Here is a 21,576-nt window from a genome sequence, read left to right on the forward strand (position 1 = left end):
CCGATGCGTTTGGGGTGGAGGGGAACGAATGCGACAAAGTGCTGGACAACGGCTGCGCCAAGCAGTCGAGGAGGAACGCCCGCTTCAAGTCGTTGGCGCGATTAATGCATATGCAGCAATTATTGCTGAGCATGCCGGATTTCGTGCGTTGTATATATCGGGAGCAGGCGTAGCGAATGCATCGTTTGGATTGCCGGATCTGGGCATTACGACTTTGAACGATTGTGTGGAAGAAGTGCGGAGATTAAGCAGTGTAACGGAGCTGCCTATTCTCGTGGATGCGGATACGGGGTTTGGCAGCTCATTTCAAATCGCCCGAACGATTCAGCAGATGGAACGTGCAGGCGCGGCGGGCGTTCATATCGAAGATCAAGTTGCGGCTAAGCGTTGTGGCCATCGCCCGAATAAAGCGATTGTCAGCCAAGCCGAGATGGTTGACCGTATCCGGTCAGCAGCCGACGCACGGCAGGATAGCCAATTTGTCATCATGGCCCGAACGGATGCACTCGCTGTAGAAGGGATCGATCATGCGATCGAACGGGCGTTAGCTTGCATCGAAGCAGGCGCCGATATGATTTTTCCTGAAGCGGTTACGAAGTTGGAGGATTATCGGGCATTCGTGGATGCCGTACAGGTTCCAGTGCTTGCGAACATTACGGAGTTCGGCTTAACGCCGCTGTTTACGGCAGAGGAGCTTGCTTCTGCAGGCGTTGGCTTAGCGCTTTATCCCTTATCTGCTTTTCGTGCGATGTCGGCTGCAGCTCTGCATGTTTATAAGGCGATTCGCGAAGAGGGGACCCAGCAGTCCGTTGTCGGCCAGATGCAGACAAGGTCCGAATTGTACGCATTCCTTCATTATCTCGATTATGAGCAGCGGCTCGATCGTTTGTTCGGCATGGAGAAGGGAGAGGAATAGATGGCGATCAAGAAGGCTGGAGGGTTGTCCGAAGTTGTAGCAGGCAAGACGGAGATTGCGACGGTTGGCAAAAAAGGGCGAAGCTTAACGTACCGTGGGTATACGATCGAGGATTTGGCTCAGTTTGCGTCCTTCGAAGAGACTGCATATTTGTTGCTGTATGGCAAGCTGCCTTGTGAGGCGGAGCTTGAAACCTATAAGGCAAAACTCACCAAGCTTCGGGGGTTGCCAGTTGGGTTACGCACTGTGCTTGAGCAGCTCCCGGCGCAAACGCATCCGATGGATGTGCTTCGAACCGGCGTTTCGGTGCTAGGCGCGTTCGAGCCCGAACGGGACCGGCAAGAAGTGCGTGACATTGCCGACCGGTTAATTGCCAGCGGCGCTTCCATGCTGCTGTACTGGAGCCATTATCATACGAAAGGCGTTCGAATCTCGACGGAGACGGACAACACGGGCATCGCAGGGCATTTTTTGCAGCTGCTGCACGGCCATAAGCCCAATGAGTTGCATGAAGAGGCGCTAGATATTTCCCTTACCTTGTATGCGGAGCATGAATTTAACGCATCTACTTTCGCCGCAAGGGTAACGGCTTCCACGATGTCAGATATTTACTCCGCTGTGACGACAGGGATAGGAACGTTGCGCGGGCCGCTGCACGGCGGAGCCAATGAGGCTGCAATGGAGCTTATTGATGCGTTCTCTAACCCCGATGAAGCTGAGATGGGCGTTCAGCAAATGCTGGTGCAAAAGAGGCTTATCATGGGCTTCGGCCATCGCGTCTACACGATATCCGACCCTCGCTCGGATATTATGAAAAGCATTTCCCGATCCTTGTCCCAGCAAGCGGACGATTGGAAGCTCTACCAAATCTCTGAGCGAATTGAGCAAGTGATGCAGCGCAAGAAAAAGCTGTTCCCGAATCTCGATTTCTATAGTGCGTCTGCTTACCGGCTGATGGGCATTCCGACCGCATTGTTTACGCCGATCTTCGTTATCGCTCGCATGAGCGGATGGATTGCCCATGTTATCGAGCAACGCGATAATAATCGGATTATCCGGCCGATCGCCGAGTATACGGGACCTGAGCAGCTGCCATGGGTTGCGATTGAAGGGCGCTCCTAATGTCTGGCGCGATCCCGAACATCCGGCCAGAACCGGATAAGCTGCTAATGGACATCGCAACTTATGTGGCGGAAGCTGCCATCGATAGCGATGAGGCATATTCTACAGCTCGGCATTGTTTAATGGATACGTTGGGCTGTGGATTGCTTGCGCTTCGGTATCCGGCTTGCACGAAACTATTAGGTCCCATTGTGCCAGGCACATTCGTGCCCAATGGCGCAAGGGTTCCTGGGACGCCGTATGAGCTGGATCCTGTTGCTGCAGCTTTCAATATTGGCTGCATGGTCCGCTGGCTGGACTACAATGACACGTGGCTGGCTGCGGAATGGGGGCATCCGTCGGATAATTTGGGCGGAATATTGGCAGCGGCTGATTATGCAAGCAGGCGGAATTTGGCTAGTGGCGGGCAACCGCTTACGATGCGTGACGTACTGGCTGCAATGATTCAAGCGCATGAGATTCAAGGGGTTCTTGCCCTTGAGAATAGCTTCAATCGTGTCGGCTTGGATCATGTCATTCTTGTGAAAGTCGCATCGGCTGCTGTCGTTACGCGGCTGTTAGGAGGCACGAAGGATGAGGTTGCGCAGGCCGTCTCCCATGCGTGGGTTGATGGCCATCCGCTGCGGACGTATCGCCATTCGCCGAATACGGGAACGCGCAAATCATGGGCGGCAGGCGATGCGACGAGCCGTGCTGTGAGGTTGGCACTTATGGTGCTTAAGGGAGAAATGGGGTATCCATCCGTCCTGACAGCACCAACCTGGGGGTTGAATGATGTGCTGCTGAAAGGCAAGCCGATTGTCTTAAATCAACCATTTGGCAGCTACGTCATGGAGCATATACTATTTAAAATCTCGTATCCTGCTGAATTTCATGGCCAAACGGCCGTCGAATGCGCCATTCGCCTTCACAAGGAAGCGGTCGCCAGGCTTGATGACATTGATCGCATTGAGATAACGACGCATGAGTCGGCACTGCGTATTATCGATAAGACAGGCCCGCTTCATAATCCGGCAGATCGGGATCATTGTTTACAGTACATGGTAGCCATCGGGTTGCTGCATGGAACGCTGGAAGCGGACCATTACGAGGATGCGGCTGCCGCTGATCCCCGAATTGATGAGCTGCGGAGTAAAATGGCTACAATAGAAGAAAGCCGTTTTTCACGTGATTATTTGGATGGCAACAAACGTTCGATTGCGAATGCGATTCAGATTTTGTTCAACGATGGCACTGCGACTGAGCGCGTCGAGATTGAATATCCAATCGGGCACCGGCGGAGGAGAGAGGAAGGCATTCCGCTGCTGGAACAAAAATTCGAATCGAACGTACGAACGCGGTTTGCCGATAAGCAGGCGAGGGCAATTTTGGAACTATGCAGCGATCAAGCGGCATTGGAGCGGTTGCCGGTGCCCCAGTTCATGGAGTTGTTTATTGTGTAGATCGAAAATAATACGGGCGTGCAAGCAAACTTCTGGAGTGCAATTGGGCACTCTTATTTTTTTGCCTAAAAAGTCCGTTGCTTATCTGAATTTATATAGCCATATTAGCGGGTTTTACCGATTGCTTAGTGCACAAGATGTAAAGGTAACATTGTTAGGCAAGTTTTTGATCCGTTATGAAATAACGAATATGGTGGACCTATGGTTCAATTTAATAAATGGAAAACTAGTGAAAATAACAGCGCTGCGAAACTATGCCGGCATGTTATTTGATAAAATTCGAATCGGGGTGCCGATCGATGACGTTTTAGAAATTGAACCGAGCCTTGTGTATGATGAATTCGAGGAAGTTTATTGCAGCCCTAAAGGCATTTACATCGAAACGGACCCTATAACTGATCGTGTTCTATGGATTTCGGTATTTGTAAAGGAGCTGGAGTGCCATGGCTTTGAGAACGGAAAATGGTAGATGACAGAGCAGAATGAACATATTCGATCATGCTATGAGCCTTGCGAGGCTCTTTTTTTTGTGACATGATAGGTTTTATTGGCAGGATGGAAGAAAGAGAGAATGGCCAGAAGAGGGGGAAGAAAGATGTCGATTAACTATTGTGTGACATGCGGAAGCCCGATGGCGACACGGATGTTAGATGGTGTAGAACGCCGGGTGTGCACGTCGGAAGCGTGCGGTGCCGTTCACTGGGGAAATTATAGCATTGGCGTAGGCGCTCTCGTCATTCGCGATGGGAAAATCCTGCTCGTTCGCCGTGCACAGGAGCCGGGCAAAGGCAATTGGACGAATCCGGGCGGTTATATTGAGCAGCTTGAGGATATCGGGACTACCGTTGTGCGGGAAGTGTTGGAGGAAACGGGCGTTACGTCGAGAGTGAAGAGCATTATCGCCCTTCGCGACCAGCCGCGCAGCATCCATAATGTGTACATCGGATTCGAGATGGAATATGTAGGAGGCGAGCCAACGCCTGATGGCGTTGAAGTGGATGCTGCGGCATTTTTTGCGTTGGATGAGCTGGAGCATATGCCTGTCGCAAGCTTTACGCAATGGCTTATAGATGTTGCTATACATAAGCAAGGTGCGGGGTTGCAGGAGGACATTTGGGTTGCCGGCGCTGCACAGGGCAATCAATATTACCGTTTGTAAACAGGCTGGCAGAGAGGGATGGAACACAGTTGGAGACTCGCAAAAATCGTCAAGCAGTACAAGGGAAGCAGCGGAAGCTTAATCTCATTGTTCTCGGAGGTGCAGCTGCAGTTGCGGCAATGATCTATCTCATTTGGGCCAATTTGGGTGGAAATGATCCAAGCGCCGATAAGCAGGCAGATACGAACCGTTCAAACGTCCAAACCACAGCATATGCAGGGGCATCGCCAAATAAGAAAGACTTTGCACTTCGTAATTATATTATTCCTGGCAGCGATACAGAAGCCATTAAAGATGAACAGATTAGCAATTTGGACGCAAGGCTTTTGGAGCTTGCCCGCAATGAGATTTATGCCCGCCATGGTTATGTGTTCAAGCGGGAAGATCTGAATGCGTACTTCCATACGAAGTCTTGGTACAAAGAGGATAGTGAGTATCGCCAAGAGGTTTCTGCCGTTGAAAAAGAAAATTTGGCGCAAATTCAACGTTATGAAGGCCTTGTGAAGGGTAATGGGTTGAAGCATGAGGCCGATTTCGACAGGCATATTCGCTCTTACCGGAGTCTAGATGAAGATAACGATGATTTTAAACAATTACGTTCATTAGTAGATCTAGACGGGGATGGAAACTTGGACCGCATGGAACTATTGATTCAAGAATCTCCAGTGGACGCGGACATTACCGAGTGGACGTTAAAAGTAAACGAGGCCACCCTGCAAGGGGATACTCCCGGAATGCTGCCGTATGTGCAAATCGTCGATTTGGATACGCGTGATCCTTATTTAGAATTCGCGTTTCAAGATTACGGCATGGCCGGCGATTACAGCACTCACTTCTATTATTACGATGGCCATACGATCCAACCGATGAGCGAATACGGTTTAGCTGGCTTTATGGCTGATGCTTCATTGATCGATGGGAAAGGGCATGTGAAGGGAGCCGAAGAAATTCGCACATTCCAAACTTGGTTCCGGGAAACTGCTTATGCACTGGATAAAAATCATCAGCTGCAACAGGTGAAGCAAGATTTTTACCCGATGGAGCCTGCCACTAAGCTCGTCTTGAAGCAGAATTTATCTTTGTTGGCTTCGCCCGATGACACCGTTTCTTCTGTTAAGCTTAAGAAGGGCGAAACGGTTTATTTCGCGGGTATCGATGATAATGACCGGGTTCGGCTGGATGATGCCCAAGGTGTTGTGGGGTGGTTGCGGTTAGACGAAAAACAAAATCAGTTGTACGGCACTAAAACTGATATTACTGACGTATTTGATGGAACGCTGCAGTACGATTAATCCGCATGGATACGGATAAAAAATAAGCGAGCGCAGGGACTCCCCCTACGCTCGCTTATTTTGTTATGCCTGCTTGTTACATGCGAACAATAACAGACCCGCTGCCGCTTGTTACGACGCGGTTTTGCTGTTGTTCGATCGATCGGAGCAATTGATTGTTTTCTTCCATAAGGCGAATGATCTGGTCCAATCGACTCTCAAGGCTGGCGAACATGTGCACCAACGGCTGCATATCCGGCGCCGAAGGAGCACGGTGGCCCAGTTCAGTGGGATGGTCATATCCGCTTGGATAAGCATTCGCCGGATAAGGCCTCCAATGTGGGTGCATCGGCAATACACCTCCTTGCACGTAAACGTGTCTGCTATATAGTACGCCGGGGCGGCATATGCGTACGCCTATTTTACTGGCCTCATTAGGGCAAAATAATACGTTTTGGACCATCCAATGAAGGGAAAGTTACCGCTTTATTTTCGTCCCAAATGGCCTTCGCGGCGCCTAGCACAACTAGACCACTTTCGGAAGTCCTGTGCATGATGTACATGTCTTGCCCCTCCAACCTCCGCAATAATAACCCACCAAATATAACTTCATTAAATTGATAGAAACAATTGCTCTCTCCGAGCGTAGCCACGCGATGCTCAATTATGATGGTCCGTGACCCGTCAGGTGACCGCAGCTCATCGTAATGCCAGTCCAATGCCATTGATCCGAAGTGGAGGATGCCAAGCGCTATGGCGATGAATGGGGATAATAGTAGCGTAGCAAGAAACGCTCTTCGGCTGACGAATGCGCCAACAATGGCGAGAATAGAAAAAGTAATAATCACTGGATAAAGCAAGCCCGTCTGCTTAAACACGGCTATATCATACCCGTTCAATCGGAGGATAAGCCAAGCGAAATCCACTGCTAACAACGCTAGAAATAGGGGGAGCATGAATGCTTTCCATCGTTTCATTCGAATCGGTTTCACCACCTAATGTTAGTTAACTCCGCTTACTTAGACGAACGGTTCATCCAATTGGTTTCTGTTAAGGGAAATTCCCCCACCTATTTGCCGTCCCTAATCGTTCTCCTGCCGAAAAAAGTTGCAACAAATTGAACTTTTTTTTGGCTTGCGCCGACGCGAAGCGACATTCGACATAGGCTTATTGTCTAGGTGCTTGATGACACCATCTGCCTATGTGACAGAACCTAACAGGACAATATAATCAACCATCTTGATTACAAATATCGATTCAATAGTCCGCTTGCGAAATCCCACACCTGCATTTCGGCCTCAGGATGGCCCTGATAAATCGTTTTCAACTCCCGCACAGTGCCCAGACCTATCATAAGTCGCAGTACGAACGATTGATGGATCTAGTTATATTTTACTACATTTACAATATATTAAAGATTCCATAAAGTGCATTGTTTTCGATTCCGGCTGTGTGATATACCTTTACTATCAATATTTGGGAGGTATGTAAAATGGAGTTGAGAATTGGCGCGGAGCTTATCGAATCGACGGTGTTCGCCAGCATCCGAAAAACGTTAAGCATGAAAGAGGGAACAGTTATCGATCCAAACGGGCTGCTAGAGCGTGATCTTGGCATGGACTCGATCGATATGCTGGATGTGTTGCACAGCATCGAGAAATCGTTGAAAATTTCGATCGAATTGCTTGATTTTGCTGCTTATTTTCGAGGCTCGCTCAGTGAAGAAGCTTTCCGGGATGAGAACGGGTTGTTAACGGAGGAAGGCCGAATGCAAGTACAGGCTGTGTTACCGCATGCCGCAGTGGAGGCTGGCATGCATATCCGTCATCTGTTTAAGGTGCTTCGTGTCACTGACTTCCTCACTTTTGTTCTTGTGAAAGCCGAGCAGCATGTTCATTCCGCAATCTCTTAATTTGCGTATTACGGGAATTGGGATTGATCTCGTATCGTGTGAGCGGATGGAGCGGTTTATTAAGGAGCATGAAGAGAGCTTAGAGACGTTTTTCTCAAATGAGGAGATTGCCTATTGCCGCAGCCATCGGAACGAAACGCCTTACTTCGCTGCCCGGTTTGCAGCGAAGGAGGCAGTGATGAAAGCAATAGGGATAGGCATTCTCGAGATCGGATCTATGCGTGATATCGAGATTGTTCACGAGCCTTCCGGCCAGCCAAGGCCTGTGCTTCGAGGAGGTGCATTACGGCGGCAGGAACAAGCCAAGATTGCACAAGTGCATGTAAGCATTAGCCATTGTGAACTTTATTCAATTGCACAAGCGATTGCGGTGGGCGAGTAAGGGCAGTTATAGCTTGCAATTAAGCAGCAACTTATTACATTTCGTTGGAGGATGGACATGTATGTCGAAGCAGCAGGTCGCCGTGACTGGTATGGGCATCGTCTCAGCAGTGGGGCAGGAGGTTGAATCGTTCTGGGAGTCGATTTCGGCTGGCGTAAGCGGGATTACAGCAGTGGACCATTTGTCCCTCGCGCATTGCAAGAGCAAGCTAGGCGCCCCGATTTATGACTTTGTGGATTCAGGCTTGCTCCTTGAGCACGGATATGATGATCGGGGCATTCGCTTAACGCTCGCCGCTCTGGAACAAGCCGTGGAACAGGCCCGCTATCACAATAGCGATATTGCACTGGATCGTGTCGGCGTCGTAATCGGTACTTGTGCGGGCGGATTACTAAGCGGCCAGAGATGGTTACGGGAGCAAGCTGATGGTAATGGGCAATTTAGCGATCCGAAGCTGCTTTCGATGTATTACTACAACACGGCTGCAGAGCTTGTCAGCCATGTGTTGGGCTCAGGTGGGCCGGTGATGACGATTTCGACTGCTTGCGCATCGAGCAATAATGCAATCGGAGTAGGCTGGGATTGGATTAGCGAAGGAAAAGCAGACATCGTGTTCGTTGGCGGCTACGATAGCCTTGTCGAAGCCGTATATAGCGGGTTTAATTCCGTTGATGCGTTGGACACGTGCCCATGCCGGCCCTATAGCGCGGATCGCGCGGGGCTTTCGCTTGGAGAAGGAGCAGGCTTTCTCGTACTGGAGAGCATGAGCAGTGCAGAGCGAAGAGGCGTTTCCATCCATGCAAATGTCGTGGGCTATGGCTTGGCAGCGGACGGCTATCATCCGACAGCCCCGCATCCAGAAGGCGCTGGTGCAGCACGGGCAATCGAGACGGCCTTGCAACACGCGGGCCTTGCGCCGCATCAGATTGATTACATTAACGGGCATGGAACGGGAACGCTGCAAAATGATGAGTCCGAAACGAATGCGATTCGGCGAATATTCAAGGACTACGCATCGCAAGTTCCGATCAGCAGCACGAAAGCGGCGACAGGGCATACACTCGGCGCTTCCGGCGTCATTGAAGGAATTGCGACCATATGTGCAATTCAACATGGTTTTATACCGCCGACGGTCGGCTTGTCGAATCCGGATGTGAAGCTGCCGCTTGATTTTGTGGGAGGCAGTGGGCGAAAGGCTGACATTCGATATGCGTTATCGCATTCGTTTGCTTTCGGTGGAAACAATGCCGTCGTAGCATTTAGCCATCCTGAAGAGTCAATGAATCGTTCGAAGAAGGCGCCACAGCCTGTCGTTATCTCGGGGATCGGCATGGTGACACATGCTGGCATTGGCAAGTCGAGCTACTTGGATGTTTTGCAAAATCGAAAAGCAGAACAAGCCATAGCGGAGAAGCATCTGCGCATCTCGGAAGAGGTTGAGCAGCTAGTCTCTCAATCGTTCGACCGCAAGGATATTCGGCGCATGGATCGCAATGCTTTATTTGCTCTATACAGCGTGCATGATGCGTTAACGGATGCAGGAATTGAACCTGCTGCATCCAACGATTCACGAATTGGCATCATGACGGGGCATGCCCATTCGGTTTTCGAGCATTTTGCTGAGCTGTACTCGCCCGTTCTTGAACCGGGCACGCGTGTTCGCCCGTCGGTGTTCCCGAATTCCGTCTATAATGGCGCGGCGGGATATATCGCAGCCCATTACCAGCTGCTAGGCCCAACGAGCACTGTGAACGGGGGTGAGGCTTCCGCTGCACTGGCGATTAGCCATGCGTATGATCGCTTGCGAAACGGGGATTGCGATATGATCGTCGTCGTTGGCTCTGACATTATTGGCGATGAGGCGCTGGATGCGTTCCGCAGCATCGGCCAACTTGCCGGTTTCACGAGTGAGGCGGCGGCAGCGATTGTGCTAGAAACAGAGAGCCATGCCAAGCAGCGTGGGGCGAGGACCTATGCCAGTCTGAACGGTTATGCGATTAAGTCAGACGCTGCCTTGCCAGGAGATAACCGGGCAGCTGGGGATGCGCAGCTGCGCGCGATGATCGAAGTGTTGGGAGCGGATCAACGTTTGCCTGATGCAATCTGGGGAGCGTCATCCGAGGAAGAATGGCAAGGCAAAGCCAGCGCAGGGCGGTTCAGCGATGGCAATATTTCGCCAGCCTATTCGACAATCGCCAGTGCGTTTGGCGAAACTTATGGCGCAGCAGCAGCGCTGAACCTTGCTGGCGCATTGCTGAATATGGAATTAAAAGCGGATTTCGATTCGAATGAAGCACACCGGAATGCGTCACGCGTTATCGTGAATGCCCGCAATAGCGGAGGAACGGCTGTAGCTATTTTGCTGGAAAAATCATAGAAAAAAGGGGATTCGGCATGAACGTTACACAAATTGTTGGAACTGGCGCCTATTTACCTGGTGAACCAGTTCAAGTGGAGCAGCTCGTAGGGGTTGTCGGCCATGTGGCCAAAGATTTGACAGAGGCGTTAGGCGCGCGAACGCGCTATTGGGCGGTTGATCCCATAACGGGAATCGCGAACGAATCGAACACGGATATGGCGGCGAAAGCTGCACGGCTTGCGATTCAGGATGCAGGAATAGCTGCGGATGACATTGATCTCATCATCAGTGTGACTGCAACGCCCGATTATTCGCTTCCTGCTAACGCACCCATTATTCAAGATAAACTAGGCATCGAGCATTGTGCCGTTATTGAACTGCGCGCTGGCTGCAATGGTGTCGTACAAGCGATTACGATTGCGAATCAATTTCTGTCTACGGGCTACTATCGCACCGTTCTCGTAATTGGCAGCGAGCTTACTTCTTCTTACTCAGTTCCTTCGTATGTGGAAGGGGATGAGAGCCTGACGAAAAACGATCTGCTCAATTTGGTCATGTTCGGTGACGGAGCAGGGGCGGTCGTGCTCCAGAGCAATCCGAATCAAGCTGCTCCTGGCATTATCGATACGTATCTCGCTTCTATTGGTGTTGGCATCGAGCCTGGATTCGTCCATCCAGCAGGAGGGTCGAAGCAGCCGATGAATGCACAGTCAGTAAGTGAAGGGTCACATCGCTGGTATCACGACTATAAAGCTGTATCGCGAATGGACGTGAAGATGGCGGTCGATGCGATGAACGGGATTTTAAACAAAACGGAAACAGCGGCAGAAGATGTGCAAATGATCATCGTGCCGCAAGCGAATTTCCGGCGCATACAAGAAGGAGCGCAGGTGGAGGATAACCCGTTATCGGCTTATTCCGAACGGTTCTTCATTAACGTAGATACGGTGGGCAATACGTCGGCAGCAGGCGTATTAATCGCACTAGACGAGGTAAACCGCAAGCAGTTATTGAAGCCAAATGACTTGTTTATGATCGTTGGCGCAGAGTCGTCCAAATGGCTGTGTGGGTCGATCTTACTGCGGTGGTCGCGGGGCGCATGATGAATGGCAACCCATCTCTTGTGCCTAGTGCCCGATCAGGCGCGAGGTTAACAGCGTCAACTTCGGTAATTATTGCAATGGCAATTGGCATCACGCTTGTCGGTGCGCTTGAATCGCTGTCCTGGTGGCCATTCGCGCCTTTCTTGTGGGTGCACTCAGTGCTTTGCATCGTGCTTGCACTTGCTGTTCGACCTTCGCCTAATGCTTGGCCCCATCAGCAGCCCTTGTGGAAGCCCAAACGTGCATTCTTCATTGGATTAGCTGTAGGCGTCAGTTGCATCGTGGGCTTCATAGCGATCTATTATGCCATCTTCCAAGGGCTGAATATCGCCTCGGCAAGCGATGCGAATCTATGGCATGTCATGCGCAATATATTCCAAGAGAGCGCGCTTCGGCATGGCAAGATAATGACACTCATTTGCGCCTTCTTGTTGCTTGGCGTGTGGGCGCCAATTGGCGAAGAGCTGTTCTATCGCAGGCTGCTCTATAATGGCTTACGGCAACGCTGGACATTTGGCTTATCTGCGGCCTGCTCCGCTTCATTTTTCGGGATACGACATGCCCTGCAGCTATTGTTCATCATGCCGGAGCATTCGTATCCGTGGTGGGCTGGCGTTGCCTATTTCATCTGGGCTGGCATGTTTGGATTATTATTTAGCTGGCTGTACGAGAAGACACGTCATCTAGCCGTGCCGGCAGCGCTGCATGCGCTTAATGTGCTTTGGTCGCCGATTGTCATTTATGTGATGCTCTATAAGTAGCTTGAAGTGCTTTGTTTGGAGAAAGGATGACTAACATGTCGGTTAAACCGAATCGATACCGCGTCACCGACCATCAGATCGAGCAGGACCTTGCTTGGTGCGAGTCTGCCTGGAAACCAAGAACCGTTGGGAGCAAGGTGGTGCAGGTCATCGATGTGGGAGCCGGAGAGCCGCTCGTTTTTATTCCGGTGTTCACAGGCTCTGAATTTATGTATGGCCCGCTAATTCGCCATCTGTCCCGCCGTTTCCGTACGCTGCTATACCGGCGTCGTGAAAGCATTACGGCACCGATCTCGCTTGCGGACAGGGTCGAGGAGCTGCGCGATCTGCTGGATGCGCACCAGCTTCGGTCGGTTCACTTGAGCGCCCACTCGGACGGAGCGATGGTCGCGATTGCTTTTGCCGCTCAATATCCGGATCGCGTACGTTCACTTTCGCTGTATTGTGTAGCGGATGTGTACCGTATTCCTCCACAGCCTTTCATGCAAGCGTACTTGAAACTGATGGAGAGATACCCGCTTGATAAGCTGGTGCCTGATTCGGTATTGAAACGGTTGCTTGCCTACTATGGCAGTTCCGATAGCGGATTTACTTGGAAGCAGATTGGGGCGCAAACGAGCAAAATTACGTCATTTGCTAAGTTTTTTAAATATTCGATGCTGCCGCTGCTGCTAGACTATGACGGGCAAAAATTAGCTCCGCGAGTAACCTGTCCCGTTACGCTCATTCATCATGGAAGCAAAGACCGCATCCTGCGTATGGAGCAGATGGAGGCGTTAGCGGAGCGGTTTCCGAATTGCGGAGAATTGCAGGTTATACCTGGCGGGGGGCATATGTTCCCTTATTGTGCGCCGGAAGAGGTGCTGCCTCTGTTGGATGGCTTTTATGACGGGTACTATCGCGTACGGGATGCCGTTCCCGCTATCGTGACGTTAAGTGATCCCCACATATGGGATTACGAGCATGTGGGGCGAAAAGCGGCAAATCTTGCCCATTTGGCCAAACAGCAATTGCCTGTTCCTCCAGCGTTTTGTATCACAGCGGCTGCCTTGGCAGGCGAATGGTCCGCTTCCTTCGAGCAGCAGCTTCGGTTCCATTATGATCAATTGCTCTCGCAAACGAGTGGAGCTGCAGTCGCAGTGCGCTCCTCCTCGGCATTGGAGGATATGGGGGAAGCAAGTTTTGCCGGCCAATATGAGACGGTGCTTAATGTAACGGGATGGGAACAGCTGCTTGAAGCGGTTCGCCATTGCTTAGCCTCGTATTGGACCGATAGGGCTGTCGCGTATCGCAAGCGTGCACAGGTTGAGAACGGACAGGTGCATATGGGCATTCTGGTCCAAACGATGGTGCAGCCCGTTGCGTCAGGCATTTTGTTTACGCGAGATCCAAGAGCAGCTTCGCATGTCCGGCATATGGTCGTGAACGCTGTTTGGGGGCTTGGAGAGGCGGGGGTGTCAGGCACGATTACCCCAGATGAGTACACACTAGATTCGGCATCGCACCGGGTCGTAGCTGCATCAATTGCAGAGAAATCGTTCAAGCTGGTTAGCGTCTTTGGCGGGGGAGTGGCGGAACAGCAGCTCCTCCCTGATGAAGCGAAGGCCCCTGTGCTTCAGCCCATGCAGTTAGCCCAATTAGCGAAAATCGGGCAGCAGTTGGAAGGCTACTGGAGTTGTCCACAAGACATCGAATGGGCGTATGATGGCAAGCAGATTTTGCTGCTGCAGGCCCGCCCGATTACAACTATGCAGAACAAATGGTCTTATGACCATAGGATCGATGGCTACCATATTCGCTGGGGGGCGGTTATGGAGTGGGGGAAGACGCCGATTAGCAGCATGACTGCATCGATTTTGCAAGGGATATCGTTCAACAAGGGGCTTGATCCAATCGGGGTATACCTGTCACCTCAGCTTTATCGGCTGTATGATGGCTACCTGTATTCGCCGGTACGGGTCAAACGGACTTGGCGTTGGATAAACACGCCGTTTCGGCTGTGGAAGTCATATCGCCAGCTCCACCAGTCATTTGGCCAGCAGGTGGACGCTTATCTCGCAAAGTTAAAGCCGATGCAGGTGCTGGACTTGCGCAAATGTTCAACGGAACAGCTTGTACATGCCATTCGGTCATTGTCGCGAACGGTCGGCGATGCTTTTGCAACCATTGTCATCCCTTACTTAGGCATATGCATGGTGAGTGAACTGTTGTTGGCCCGCTATTACCGTTGGCTGGCGAATGGCCGGGAGCCTGCTGGGCATATTGGCCTGCTGCAAGGGTTTATGAACAAATCGCTCGAAGCCGACTACGCGTATTGGCAGCTTGCAACCACAATCACACAGAGCGAATCGTTAATGGAAATCTTAGAGCATTCGGATGAACCGATAGAGAGGCTTGGCACGACGCCAGAAGGGCAGAAGTTTCTTGCATCGCTTACACAAGTGCTTCAAGAGCACGGGCATCGGCTTCAAGATCTCGACATTACATGTGCGACAGCTAAGGATGATCCTGCCGGTGTGGTGCAGTTATTAAGGACGCTTGCTAAGGCGTCCACATCGAATCCGATCGCCGAAATAGCTAAGCGAGCGGAGGAACGTGAACAGCTTCTCAACCATATGCGATTGGTTGCCCGCAATCATCCAATCAAAGGGCGATGGTTCGAAACAGCCTATCAGCTTGCTGCGAAATATACGGTTATTCGGGAGAATCGGCCGTTCTACCTGGGCCTTGGCTGGCAGCGGTTGCGTGAGCTGCTGATCGAGCTAGGCGAACGCTGCAAGCGGGAAGGGCGATTGCGCGAGGCAGAGCATATCTTCTCGGTTACGCTTGAAGAGCTATCAACGGCAGTCGCGTCTAGCGCTCTGTCTGATATCGCACAATCGAGAAGCGAGCAGTGGAATTTGCGCAGAACGATGGCGATAGCGGATGAAATTAATCCGCCGGGATGGCGCCGGTATGCTGCGGCAGCCGCTGCCCGCGCTCGGCAACGCAGTGTATCGGCCAATACGCATCATGCTGATTTAGTCGGAACGCCAGGCAGCCCCGGCATTACAACGGGCAAAGTACGCATCGTGAAAGAGCTTGCTGATTTCTCTGCCGTCCATGCCGGCGATGTGATCGTCACTACCTCTACGACGCCTGCTTGGACCGTGCTATTCGGGGTGGCATCGGCCATCATAACGGATGTCGGAGGCGCGTTGTCCCATGCAGCGATTGTCGCACGCGAATACCGGATTCCAGCGGTGCTTGGCACAGGCAATGCCACGTCAGTGCTCAAGAATGGGCAGCAGGTGCGAATTGACGGCTCGACTGGCCATATCTTTGTTTTGGCGGAGGAACGCGCACTGTGAACAAAATGCTTGTAACCGCGCTGCTGCTTGGCAGCATATTAAGTGCGCTGGAATTTACGGTAATCGCCTCCGTTGCGCCTGTTATCGTAGCAGATTTAGGCGAACCCGATTTGTTTGCCTGGGCAACGACAGGTTATATGATCGCTTCTACCGTATTCACGCTAATTTCTGGGAAGCTGTGCGATCGGCTGGGACGGAAACGGACCTTTCTCGCCGGTGTTGTTTTGTTTGGGCTTGGATCGATCGCTTGCGGCTTCGCAACGAACATGCCGATCTTTATCGTTTCTCGAATTGTGCAAGGATTAGGCGGGGGCTTGCTTGTACCGGCAAGCTCAACGATTGTAGGCGATGTGTACGAAGGCGAGAAGCGGGTCAAAATGCAGAGCGTGTTCGCGGCAGCTTGGGGTTTAAGCGCGATTGCAGGGCCATCACTAGGCAGCTATGTTGCTTTCCATTGGCAGTGGCGATGGCTCTTCTTCCTTAATGTGCCGATTGTGCTTCTCATCGTGTTGATCACCGCAGTTGCATTGCAAGAAAAGCAGTCCTCTGCGATCCATGGCCGTTTCGATTTCCGTGGCATGCTGCTCATGTGTGGCAGCCTAGCGGCATTCCTGCTCGTTTTTGAAACGGAAGGCTTCGTCCAAGTGATTAGCATCGTGTGTACGCTGCTGTTCGGGACAGCGCTATTCTTGTCTTTGCGCGCAGCACAGGACCCAATTGTCGATCTGAAGCTCATGGGAAGAAGGGACATTCGCAGAATCTATATGATTGCGGCGGTGATGGGCGCGAATACGTTCGTAGCGATAACGTTCTTGCCGTTCGTGGCCTTATGGGGCTTAGGCTTTCAAGCAAAGGAAGCAGGACAAGTTCTGCTTCCCTTAACGCTGGGGGCAGTTATTGCAACCATTAGTTGCGGGTATTTGCTAAGGGCATTATCTAGCCGCGCAATCATGTTCGCTGGTTTATTGGGCATGCTCATCGGTGATGCTTTAGTTGCGATGATGGCTAATTCCTGGCCAGATGGAGCATTGTATCTCGCTGCGGGCCTGATCGGGCTCGGTACCGGCTTTCTTATGCCTTTATTATCCGCTTATGTTCAGCACGGGGCAGAGTGGTCGGAGAAAGGCATGCTGACGGCATTTCTATCGTTTTTTCGGTCGATGGGCGGTTCGTTAGGCGTTATCATTGCTGCATTTTTGTTCAAACGATCACTTCCAGCATCTTTCCATTGGGATGGCGAGTTTACAGGCTTAACCCCAGAAGAAACTTTAACGGAGCAAGCCTCTCAATATTCGTTTGTGATGAACGGCGTGCACGATGTTTTTTGGTTATGTGGGCTTCTAGCGCTAGTTGGAGTAAGCTGTTTGCTTCAAGGAACGAAAGCGGCAATTTGGAAGCATCAGAAAGAGCAAGGAGCGTGAACAGAGGACAATGGACAAGATTGAATGTGATGTTCTAATCGTTGGGGGAGGCATTGCCGGAGCGACGTTAGCGCTAATGCTGGGCAGGCAAGGATATGCCGTTACAATTATTGAACGGCAGCGGGCGTTTCCTCGCATCTATAAAGGGGAGTTTCTGCAGCCGGTGTCCATCGAGATTTTGCACCAGATTGGCGTACTGCCGCAGGTGGAACAGCATTGTATGCAAGTGACGAAGATGAGCTACGGGATTGGAACGGATAAATGCATTACAGCCAACTACACTGAGCTCGACATTCCTTATCGATATGGGCTAAATGGCGACCATTACCTTATTCACGAGGAAGTGCTGCGAGCTGCAACAGAGTTGCCGAATGTGACATTCGTAACAGGTGTGAATGGCACGAAGCTCATCCGAGAGGGAGAACGCGTCGTTGGGCTAGAAGGGACACTTAATAAAGAACCGGCCATATTCCGCAGTAAAATACTTGTCGGAGCAGACGGCATCCGTTCCATCGTGCGAGAGCAGCTAGGCGTTCCATTCGAGCTTTATCCGTATGAGGACAAAAAGGCGAAAATTTGCGCGTTCACACTCACGCTGCCCTCCGCTCCGCCAGGAGAGGTCGAATTTCTGTTCGGCGATGGGATGGGCTGCGGCATTTTCCCGCTGCCTCAGCAGCGCGTTCGCATGTATCTGGCGTTGACGAAGGAGAAGTGGCGAGCCAATCAAGAGCGAGGGGCCGAAGGCATTCGAGCAATGGCCGCCGCATTTTATCCAAGATTCGAGGAACAGATTGGGCAGATTACAGACATGAAACAGGTCCAAATTATACCATCGTTTCACTTGCATACGAAGAAGTGGGCGACAGATGGGGCGGTGCTGCTCGGGGATGCATGCCATGCGGTAAGTCCTGCGCTAGGGCAAGGGATGAATCTAGCGATTCAAGGTGCAGAAGCATTAAGCCGCACACTCGTCCAGGCGCTGCAAGCAGGATCCGCGGACGAGCAAACATTACGCAGCTATGAGTTTGAACGGCGAAAATTCGTCAAATTAATTCAGCAAACGAGCAATATTCATACCTTTGCATGGCTAGTCCGGAGCAGCGCGATCCAGCATGTGCGCAATCGATTATTTCGTCGAATTGGGCGGTGTCCGTCGATTCAGCAGACACAATTAAACATCGTGTCCGGTTATCGCCATCAACATCCGCCAATTGGCCAGCTTTTGCGATTAATTGGGCTATCGCCCGCCAAATAATGCCGAGATTCGACCACCCGATTAATATTTTACGATATTAATTATATGCAGCATTAAACATTCGGGTGGTTAATGATCGGTCGTTTGAATGCCTCTGAACACGATATCCAGCTGCCCCCGGAACGCCTCGCGTAACGGTGGGCTGAAATTTCCCCGTATCCAATCTACTGTGGTGTGGAAGAATACTCCTCCTAGCAGTGCTGCAGCCTGTTGGGCATCCACGTCTCCACGCAGCTCCCCTGACGCAATCCCTTGCTCGATCACAGCGCGAATAACAGCAGACGCTTCATTGTAATTTCGACGCTCTCCGCCTGTATAACGAAGCATGAAGTCCTGCACAACTAACAAGCCATAAGGTTTATCTTCTTCATTCACATCAGCTAATGCATCGAAGATCGCATACAGCTTGTTTACTACGCCGTCGATGCCTTGTACGCTCTGTTCAACCGCTGTCTTAATGAGCTGGACCCGAATTTCGCCGAAGTGGCTTAGTAGCGCATTTTTGCTTGCAAAGTGATTAAATAGCGTGCCTTTGGCGACATCTGCTTTCTCGGCTATTTGTTCCATCGTAGTCTGGTCAAACCCGTGCTCGGTAAAGAGGGAAAGAGCCGCATCGGCGATTTTTTGTTTCGTTTCTTGTTTGCGTTTCTCATAGCGGGACATTGAAGTCAAGGTCATACCTCCACAATTACATATTGCGAAATCGAACGGTTGAACGTAAAATGTACCTTAGTTCAATATCATACCATAGTCCATTATAGGTGTAAGGAGGCTATTCATGTTATCCAAGCTGGGGAAGGTGTCAACCGCCTATCCCAAAACGACGGTGTTTATTTGGTTAATCATCCTGATGGTGTCGATTCCGTTCAGTTCCAAGCTTCATGATAACCTGTCCGGTGGAGACTTGACAATTGCAGCAAGCGAATCAGCGCAAGCGAATCAGTATATCGCGCAAGCATTCGATGGTTTTGCAGTATCCAGGCTCATTATCGTTGTTGAACATAACAGCTTATTGCCTAGTGAAGCCCCATTTCAGGAGCAAGTTAAGAAAGTAGAAGACAAGCTAAAACAAAATCCATCCGTCAGCAACATCATAGACCCCTACGATACAGGCAGGAACCAGATCGACGCTGCATCCCGCCGCGTTTTCCTCTATGCCAATCTAGATATGACGGAGCAGCAATCAAGGAAGTTCGTCAAACTGCTCAAGCAAGAGCTGCCAGAATCGGCTGCTGATGGTTTCAAGGTGCTGTTAACAGGGTCGCCCGCGTTGAATGCCGAGGGAAGCCAGATTGCGAAGGATAATGTTAAAATGGTCGAAAAAATTGGCCTGCCATTCGTTTTTCTGCTGCTGTTGATCGTATTTCGTTCCTTTACCGCAGCGTTGCTCCCACTGCTTACAGGCATGTGCGCCATCATCATCTCGATGGCAGGCGCTTATTTCTTCTCCACACAGATGGCACTAAGCCAACTGCTGACGAACATTATAACGATGCTTGGGCTCGGCATTGCGATCGACTATGCATTGTTTATGACACAACGTTTTCGCGAGGAGCTGGCAGCTGGGCTACAAGTTCGTGAAGCGGCTCAAGCATCTGTCAGCACGGCGGGGCGATCCGTATTTTTTGCAGGCGCGACGGTCGCCATTAGCATGGTGTCGATTGTTTTCTCGAACACGAGCTATGCCCGGTCCATTGCACTGGGCGGTACGATTGTCGTTGTAGCTTCTGTGGCCATCTCGATCACTTTGCTGCCCGCAGTTTTGACGTTAATCGGGACTAAGATCGACTCGCTGAAGCTGCCTATTCTGAACAAACGCAGAGCAGCCATTAAGAGGGAACCGACTGCTTGGCAACGTGGCATACGATCTGTCATGAAACGCCCGATCCTCTTTTTGCTACTTGCGCTTGTGCCGATTGGCGTCTTCATTCCACCGTTAACGAATATCGAGCTGCATCTGCCCGCTGGATCGTTCGATGAGCTGCCAGCGGATAGTGAAGCACGCCAGGGGATGGAGGCAGTTACAGCGCACGCAGGCGCTGGTGCCACTTTTCCTGTAAAGCTGCTGCTGAAAACGCAAAATAACGTATTCGGGCAACCGTCTATCGATCAGCTAAAGCAAACGGTACAGCAACTATCGAAATTGCCCAACGTGCAGTCTGTGCAATCGATTGTTACACTAATTACGCCACAGCGTTCAGCTGAACAATGGCAGAAGCTCACAGCAACTCCAACAGAGCCCCTGCCAGAGCAAGCCAAGCAAGCACTTCAGCCATTCGTCAGCCGAGATGGCAAATCGACAATCCTTTATGTCATTCCGAAGACGGAAGCAGGGTCGAGCGAAGCGCGTACATTGGTTGATGCCATCCGGCATACGGTCGTACCTGCGATAACAGCCGGCATAAGTGCGAGCGTGTTTGGTGAAACGGCTGCCGGCCTCGATTATGACGCTGAGGTTTTAAGCCATTTTCCGCTTATTATCGGATTTGTATTGTTGTTAACTTTCGTCTTGCTGTATGCGGCATTCCGCTCGGTTATCATTCCGCTCAAAGCGATTATCATGAATTTGCTCGTTACCGCATCAACGCTCGGATTCGTCGTTCTGATGTACCAATATGGCTACATGCCGGGAGCGGAGCCATTCCCGCTTAACATTAATACGCCGCTGACGCTGTTTGTTCTATTGTTTGGCCTTAGCATGGATTATGAAGTGATCTTGATCTCTCGCATGCGTGAGCAGTACCGATTAACAGGGCAGCATCAAGAGAGCGTGACGCATGGGATCGTGTCGACCGTTGGCATCATCAATGGCGCAGCATCTATTATGGTTGTTGTTTTTGGCGTGTTTCTGTTCGCTGACTTTCAGCTCATCGAAGAACTCGGTGTTGGGCTTGCCTTTGCCATTCTAATCGATGCGTTCCTCGTACGGACTATTCTTGTGCCAGTCTTTATGCAGCTGCTGGGCAAAGCGAACTGGTGGAGTTTCCGCGATTGGTTTGCCATACTGATGCCAGGCCTAGCGAAAAAGAGAGAGGCGAGGGAACAGGTGGAGAGGCGGGGCTAGCCGCCCGTTTTAACTGTAACGAGCCGTGCTTATTGTGCGGCTTGTTTTTTATTGGGGCC

Annotated in this window: 18 protein-coding genes; 15 read left to right on the plus strand and 3 right to left on the minus strand. The window is 51.1% G+C overall.

Features of this window, described 5'->3' with window-relative positions; translation table 11 throughout:
• Positions 1-28: 28 nt before the first annotated feature.
• The 6 genes from prpB (at position 29) to GON22_RS07895 (ending at position 5,931) form a co-directional block, all read left to right on the plus strand.
• Positions 29-916, plus strand: coding sequence for a methylisocitrate lyase (gene prpB, locus GON22_RS07870; RefSeq protein WP_160395562.1), 888 nt, complete (start codon positions 29-31; stop codon positions 914-916).
• Positions 917-2,038: a bifunctional 2-methylcitrate synthase/citrate synthase gene (prpC, locus tag GON22_RS07875; protein WP_160395563.1), complete on the plus strand. Its 1,122-nt coding sequence runs from the start codon at positions 917-919 to the stop codon at positions 2,036-2,038.
• On the plus strand, positions 2,038-3,480 hold the full coding sequence (locus GON22_RS07880; protein ID WP_160395564.1) for a bifunctional 2-methylcitrate dehydratase/aconitate hydratase: 1,443 nt from the start codon (positions 2,038-2,040) through the stop codon (positions 3,478-3,480). Before prpC ends, GON22_RS07880 begins: the two co-directional genes overlap by 1 nt.
• Positions 3,481-3,601: 121 nt before the next feature.
• Complete coding sequence (locus GON22_RS07885) at positions 3,602-3,949, plus strand: hypothetical protein (RefSeq protein WP_237179068.1); 348 nt, start codon at positions 3,602-3,604, stop codon at positions 3,947-3,949.
• Positions 3,950-4,075: 126 nt separating this feature from the next.
• Positions 4,076-4,639, plus strand: a complete 564-nt coding sequence (locus tag GON22_RS07890) for an NUDIX domain-containing protein (RefSeq protein ID WP_160395566.1) — start codon at positions 4,076-4,078, stop codon at positions 4,637-4,639.
• Between the two features lie 29 nt (positions 4,640-4,668).
• Positions 4,669-5,931 carry a YARHG domain-containing protein gene (locus GON22_RS07895; protein ID WP_160395567.1) on the plus strand — a complete coding sequence of 421 codons (1,263 nt, stop codon included), beginning with the start codon at positions 4,669-4,671 and terminating at the stop codon, positions 5,929-5,931.
• Between the two features lie 76 nt (positions 5,932-6,007).
• On the opposite strand, the gene GON22_RS25690 is transcribed toward GON22_RS07895, so the two are convergent.
• Entirely contained in the window at positions 6,008-6,259 is a 252-nt protein-coding gene (locus tag GON22_RS25690; RefSeq protein ID WP_202113142.1) for a hypothetical protein, read from the minus strand.
• A gap of 85 nt (positions 6,260-6,344) precedes the next feature.
• A complete protein-coding gene (locus tag GON22_RS07900) occupies positions 6,345-6,887 on the minus strand; it encodes a hypothetical protein (RefSeq protein ID WP_160395568.1) in 543 nt (180 codons plus the stop codon).
• Positions 6,888-7,402: 515 nt separating this feature from the next.
• On the opposite strand from GON22_RS07900, the gene GON22_RS07905 reads away from it, so the two are divergent.
• The 8 genes from GON22_RS07905 (at position 7,403) to GON22_RS07940 (ending at position 18,453) form a co-directional block, all read left to right on the plus strand.
• Complete coding sequence (locus GON22_RS07905; RefSeq protein ID WP_160395569.1) at positions 7,403-7,822, plus strand: acyl carrier protein; 420 nt, start codon at positions 7,403-7,405, stop codon at positions 7,820-7,822.
• Entirely contained in the window at positions 7,800-8,204 is a 405-nt protein-coding gene (gene acpS, locus GON22_RS07910) for a holo-ACP synthase (RefSeq protein ID WP_160395570.1), read from the plus strand. Before GON22_RS07905 ends, acpS begins: the two co-directional genes overlap by 23 nt.
• A 61-nt stretch (positions 8,205-8,265) precedes the next feature.
• Positions 8,266-10,581, plus strand: a complete 2,316-nt coding sequence (locus GON22_RS07915) for a beta-ketoacyl-[acyl-carrier-protein] synthase family protein (RefSeq protein WP_160395571.1) — start codon at positions 8,266-8,268, stop codon at positions 10,579-10,581.
• 17 nt (positions 10,582-10,598) lie between these two features.
• Positions 10,599-11,666, plus strand: a complete 1,068-nt coding sequence (locus GON22_RS07920; RefSeq protein ID WP_160395572.1) for a 3-oxoacyl-ACP synthase III family protein — start codon at positions 10,599-10,601, stop codon at positions 11,664-11,666.
• Positions 11,621-12,427, plus strand: a complete 807-nt coding sequence (locus tag GON22_RS07925) for a CPBP family intramembrane glutamic endopeptidase (protein ID WP_160395573.1) — start codon at positions 11,621-11,623, stop codon at positions 12,425-12,427. The genes GON22_RS07920 and GON22_RS07925 overlap by 46 nt, the downstream gene beginning before the upstream one ends.
• A 35-nt stretch (positions 12,428-12,462) precedes the next feature.
• Positions 12,463-15,777: an alpha/beta fold hydrolase gene (locus GON22_RS07930; protein ID WP_160395574.1), complete on the plus strand. Its 3,315-nt coding sequence runs from the start codon at positions 12,463-12,465 to the stop codon at positions 15,775-15,777.
• Between the two features lie 5 nt (positions 15,778-15,782).
• Positions 15,783-17,198: an MFS transporter gene (locus GON22_RS07935; RefSeq protein WP_237179072.1), complete on the plus strand. Its 1,416-nt coding sequence runs from the start codon at positions 15,783-15,785 to the stop codon at positions 17,196-17,198.
• A 10-nt stretch (positions 17,199-17,208) separates the two neighbouring features.
• The gene (locus GON22_RS07940; RefSeq protein WP_160395576.1) at positions 17,209-18,453 is read left to right on the plus strand and encodes an FAD-dependent oxidoreductase; all 1,245 of its coding nucleotides are present in this window, start codon (positions 17,209-17,211) and stop codon (positions 18,451-18,453) included.
• 69 nt (positions 18,454-18,522) lie between these two features.
• Here the strand turns inward: GON22_RS07940 and GON22_RS07945 are convergent, their stop codons facing one another.
• Positions 18,523-19,116, minus strand: a complete 594-nt coding sequence (locus tag GON22_RS07945; protein ID WP_237179073.1) for a TetR/AcrR family transcriptional regulator — start codon at positions 19,114-19,116, stop codon at positions 18,523-18,525.
• 115 nt (positions 19,117-19,231) lie between these two features.
• On the opposite strand from GON22_RS07945, the gene GON22_RS07950 reads away from it, so the two are divergent.
• Positions 19,232-21,517: an MMPL family transporter gene (locus tag GON22_RS07950; RefSeq protein ID WP_160395578.1), complete on the plus strand. Its 2,286-nt coding sequence runs from the start codon at positions 19,232-19,234 to the stop codon at positions 21,515-21,517.
• Positions 21,518-21,576 lie beyond the last annotated feature (59 nt).

This window comes from Paenibacillus sp. MMS18-CY102, from assembly GCF_009789195.1.
In the GTDB taxonomy this organism is placed as follows: Bacteria; Bacillota; Bacilli; order Paenibacillales; family Paenibacillaceae; genus Paenibacillus_T.

Excerpts from the sequence above, each read along its gene's own strand:
- prpB (WP_160395562.1), top strand. The coding sequence starts at position 29 with ATGCGACAAAGTGCTGGACAACGGCTGCGCCAAGCAGTCGAGGAGGAA.
- GON22_RS07935 (WP_237179072.1), top strand. The coding sequence starts at position 15,783 with ATGCTTGTAACCGCGCTGCTGCTTGGCAGCATATTAAGTGCGCTGGAA.
- GON22_RS07930 (WP_160395574.1), top strand. The coding sequence starts at position 12,463 with ATGTCGGTTAAACCGAATCGATACCGCGTCACCGACCATCAGATCGAG.
- GON22_RS07940 (WP_160395576.1), top strand. The coding sequence starts at position 17,209 with ATGGACAAGATTGAATGTGATGTTCTAATCGTTGGGGGAGGCATTGCC.
- GON22_RS07900 (WP_160395568.1), bottom strand. The coding sequence starts at position 6,887 with ATGAAACGATGGAAAGCATTCATGCTCCCCCTATTTCTAGCGTTGTTA.
- GON22_RS07905 (WP_160395569.1), top strand. The coding sequence starts at position 7,403 with ATGGAGTTGAGAATTGGCGCGGAGCTTATCGAATCGACGGTGTTCGCC.
- GON22_RS07890 (WP_160395566.1), top strand. The coding sequence starts at position 4,076 with ATGTCGATTAACTATTGTGTGACATGCGGAAGCCCGATGGCGACACGG.
- prpC (WP_160395563.1), top strand. The coding sequence starts at position 917 with ATGGCGATCAAGAAGGCTGGAGGGTTGTCCGAAGTTGTAGCAGGCAAG.
- GON22_RS07950 (WP_160395578.1), top strand. The coding sequence starts at position 19,232 with ATGTTATCCAAGCTGGGGAAGGTGTCAACCGCCTATCCCAAAACGACG.
- GON22_RS07915 (WP_160395571.1), top strand. The coding sequence starts at position 8,266 with ATGTCGAAGCAGCAGGTCGCCGTGACTGGTATGGGCATCGTCTCAGCA.
- GON22_RS07920 (WP_160395572.1), top strand. The coding sequence starts at position 10,599 with ATGAACGTTACACAAATTGTTGGAACTGGCGCCTATTTACCTGGTGAA.
- GON22_RS07925 (WP_160395573.1), top strand. The coding sequence starts at position 11,621 with ATGGCTGTGTGGGTCGATCTTACTGCGGTGGTCGCGGGGCGCATGATG.
- GON22_RS25690 (WP_202113142.1), bottom strand. The coding sequence starts at position 6,259 with ATGCACCCACATTGGAGGCCTTATCCGGCGAATGCTTATCCAAGCGGA.
- acpS (WP_160395570.1), top strand. The coding sequence starts at position 7,800 with ATGTTCATTCCGCAATCTCTTAATTTGCGTATTACGGGAATTGGGATT.
- GON22_RS07880 (WP_160395564.1), top strand. The coding sequence starts at position 2,038 with ATGTCTGGCGCGATCCCGAACATCCGGCCAGAACCGGATAAGCTGCTA.
- GON22_RS07945 (WP_237179073.1), bottom strand. The coding sequence starts at position 19,116 with ATGTCCCGCTATGAGAAACGCAAACAAGAAACGAAACAAAAAATCGCC.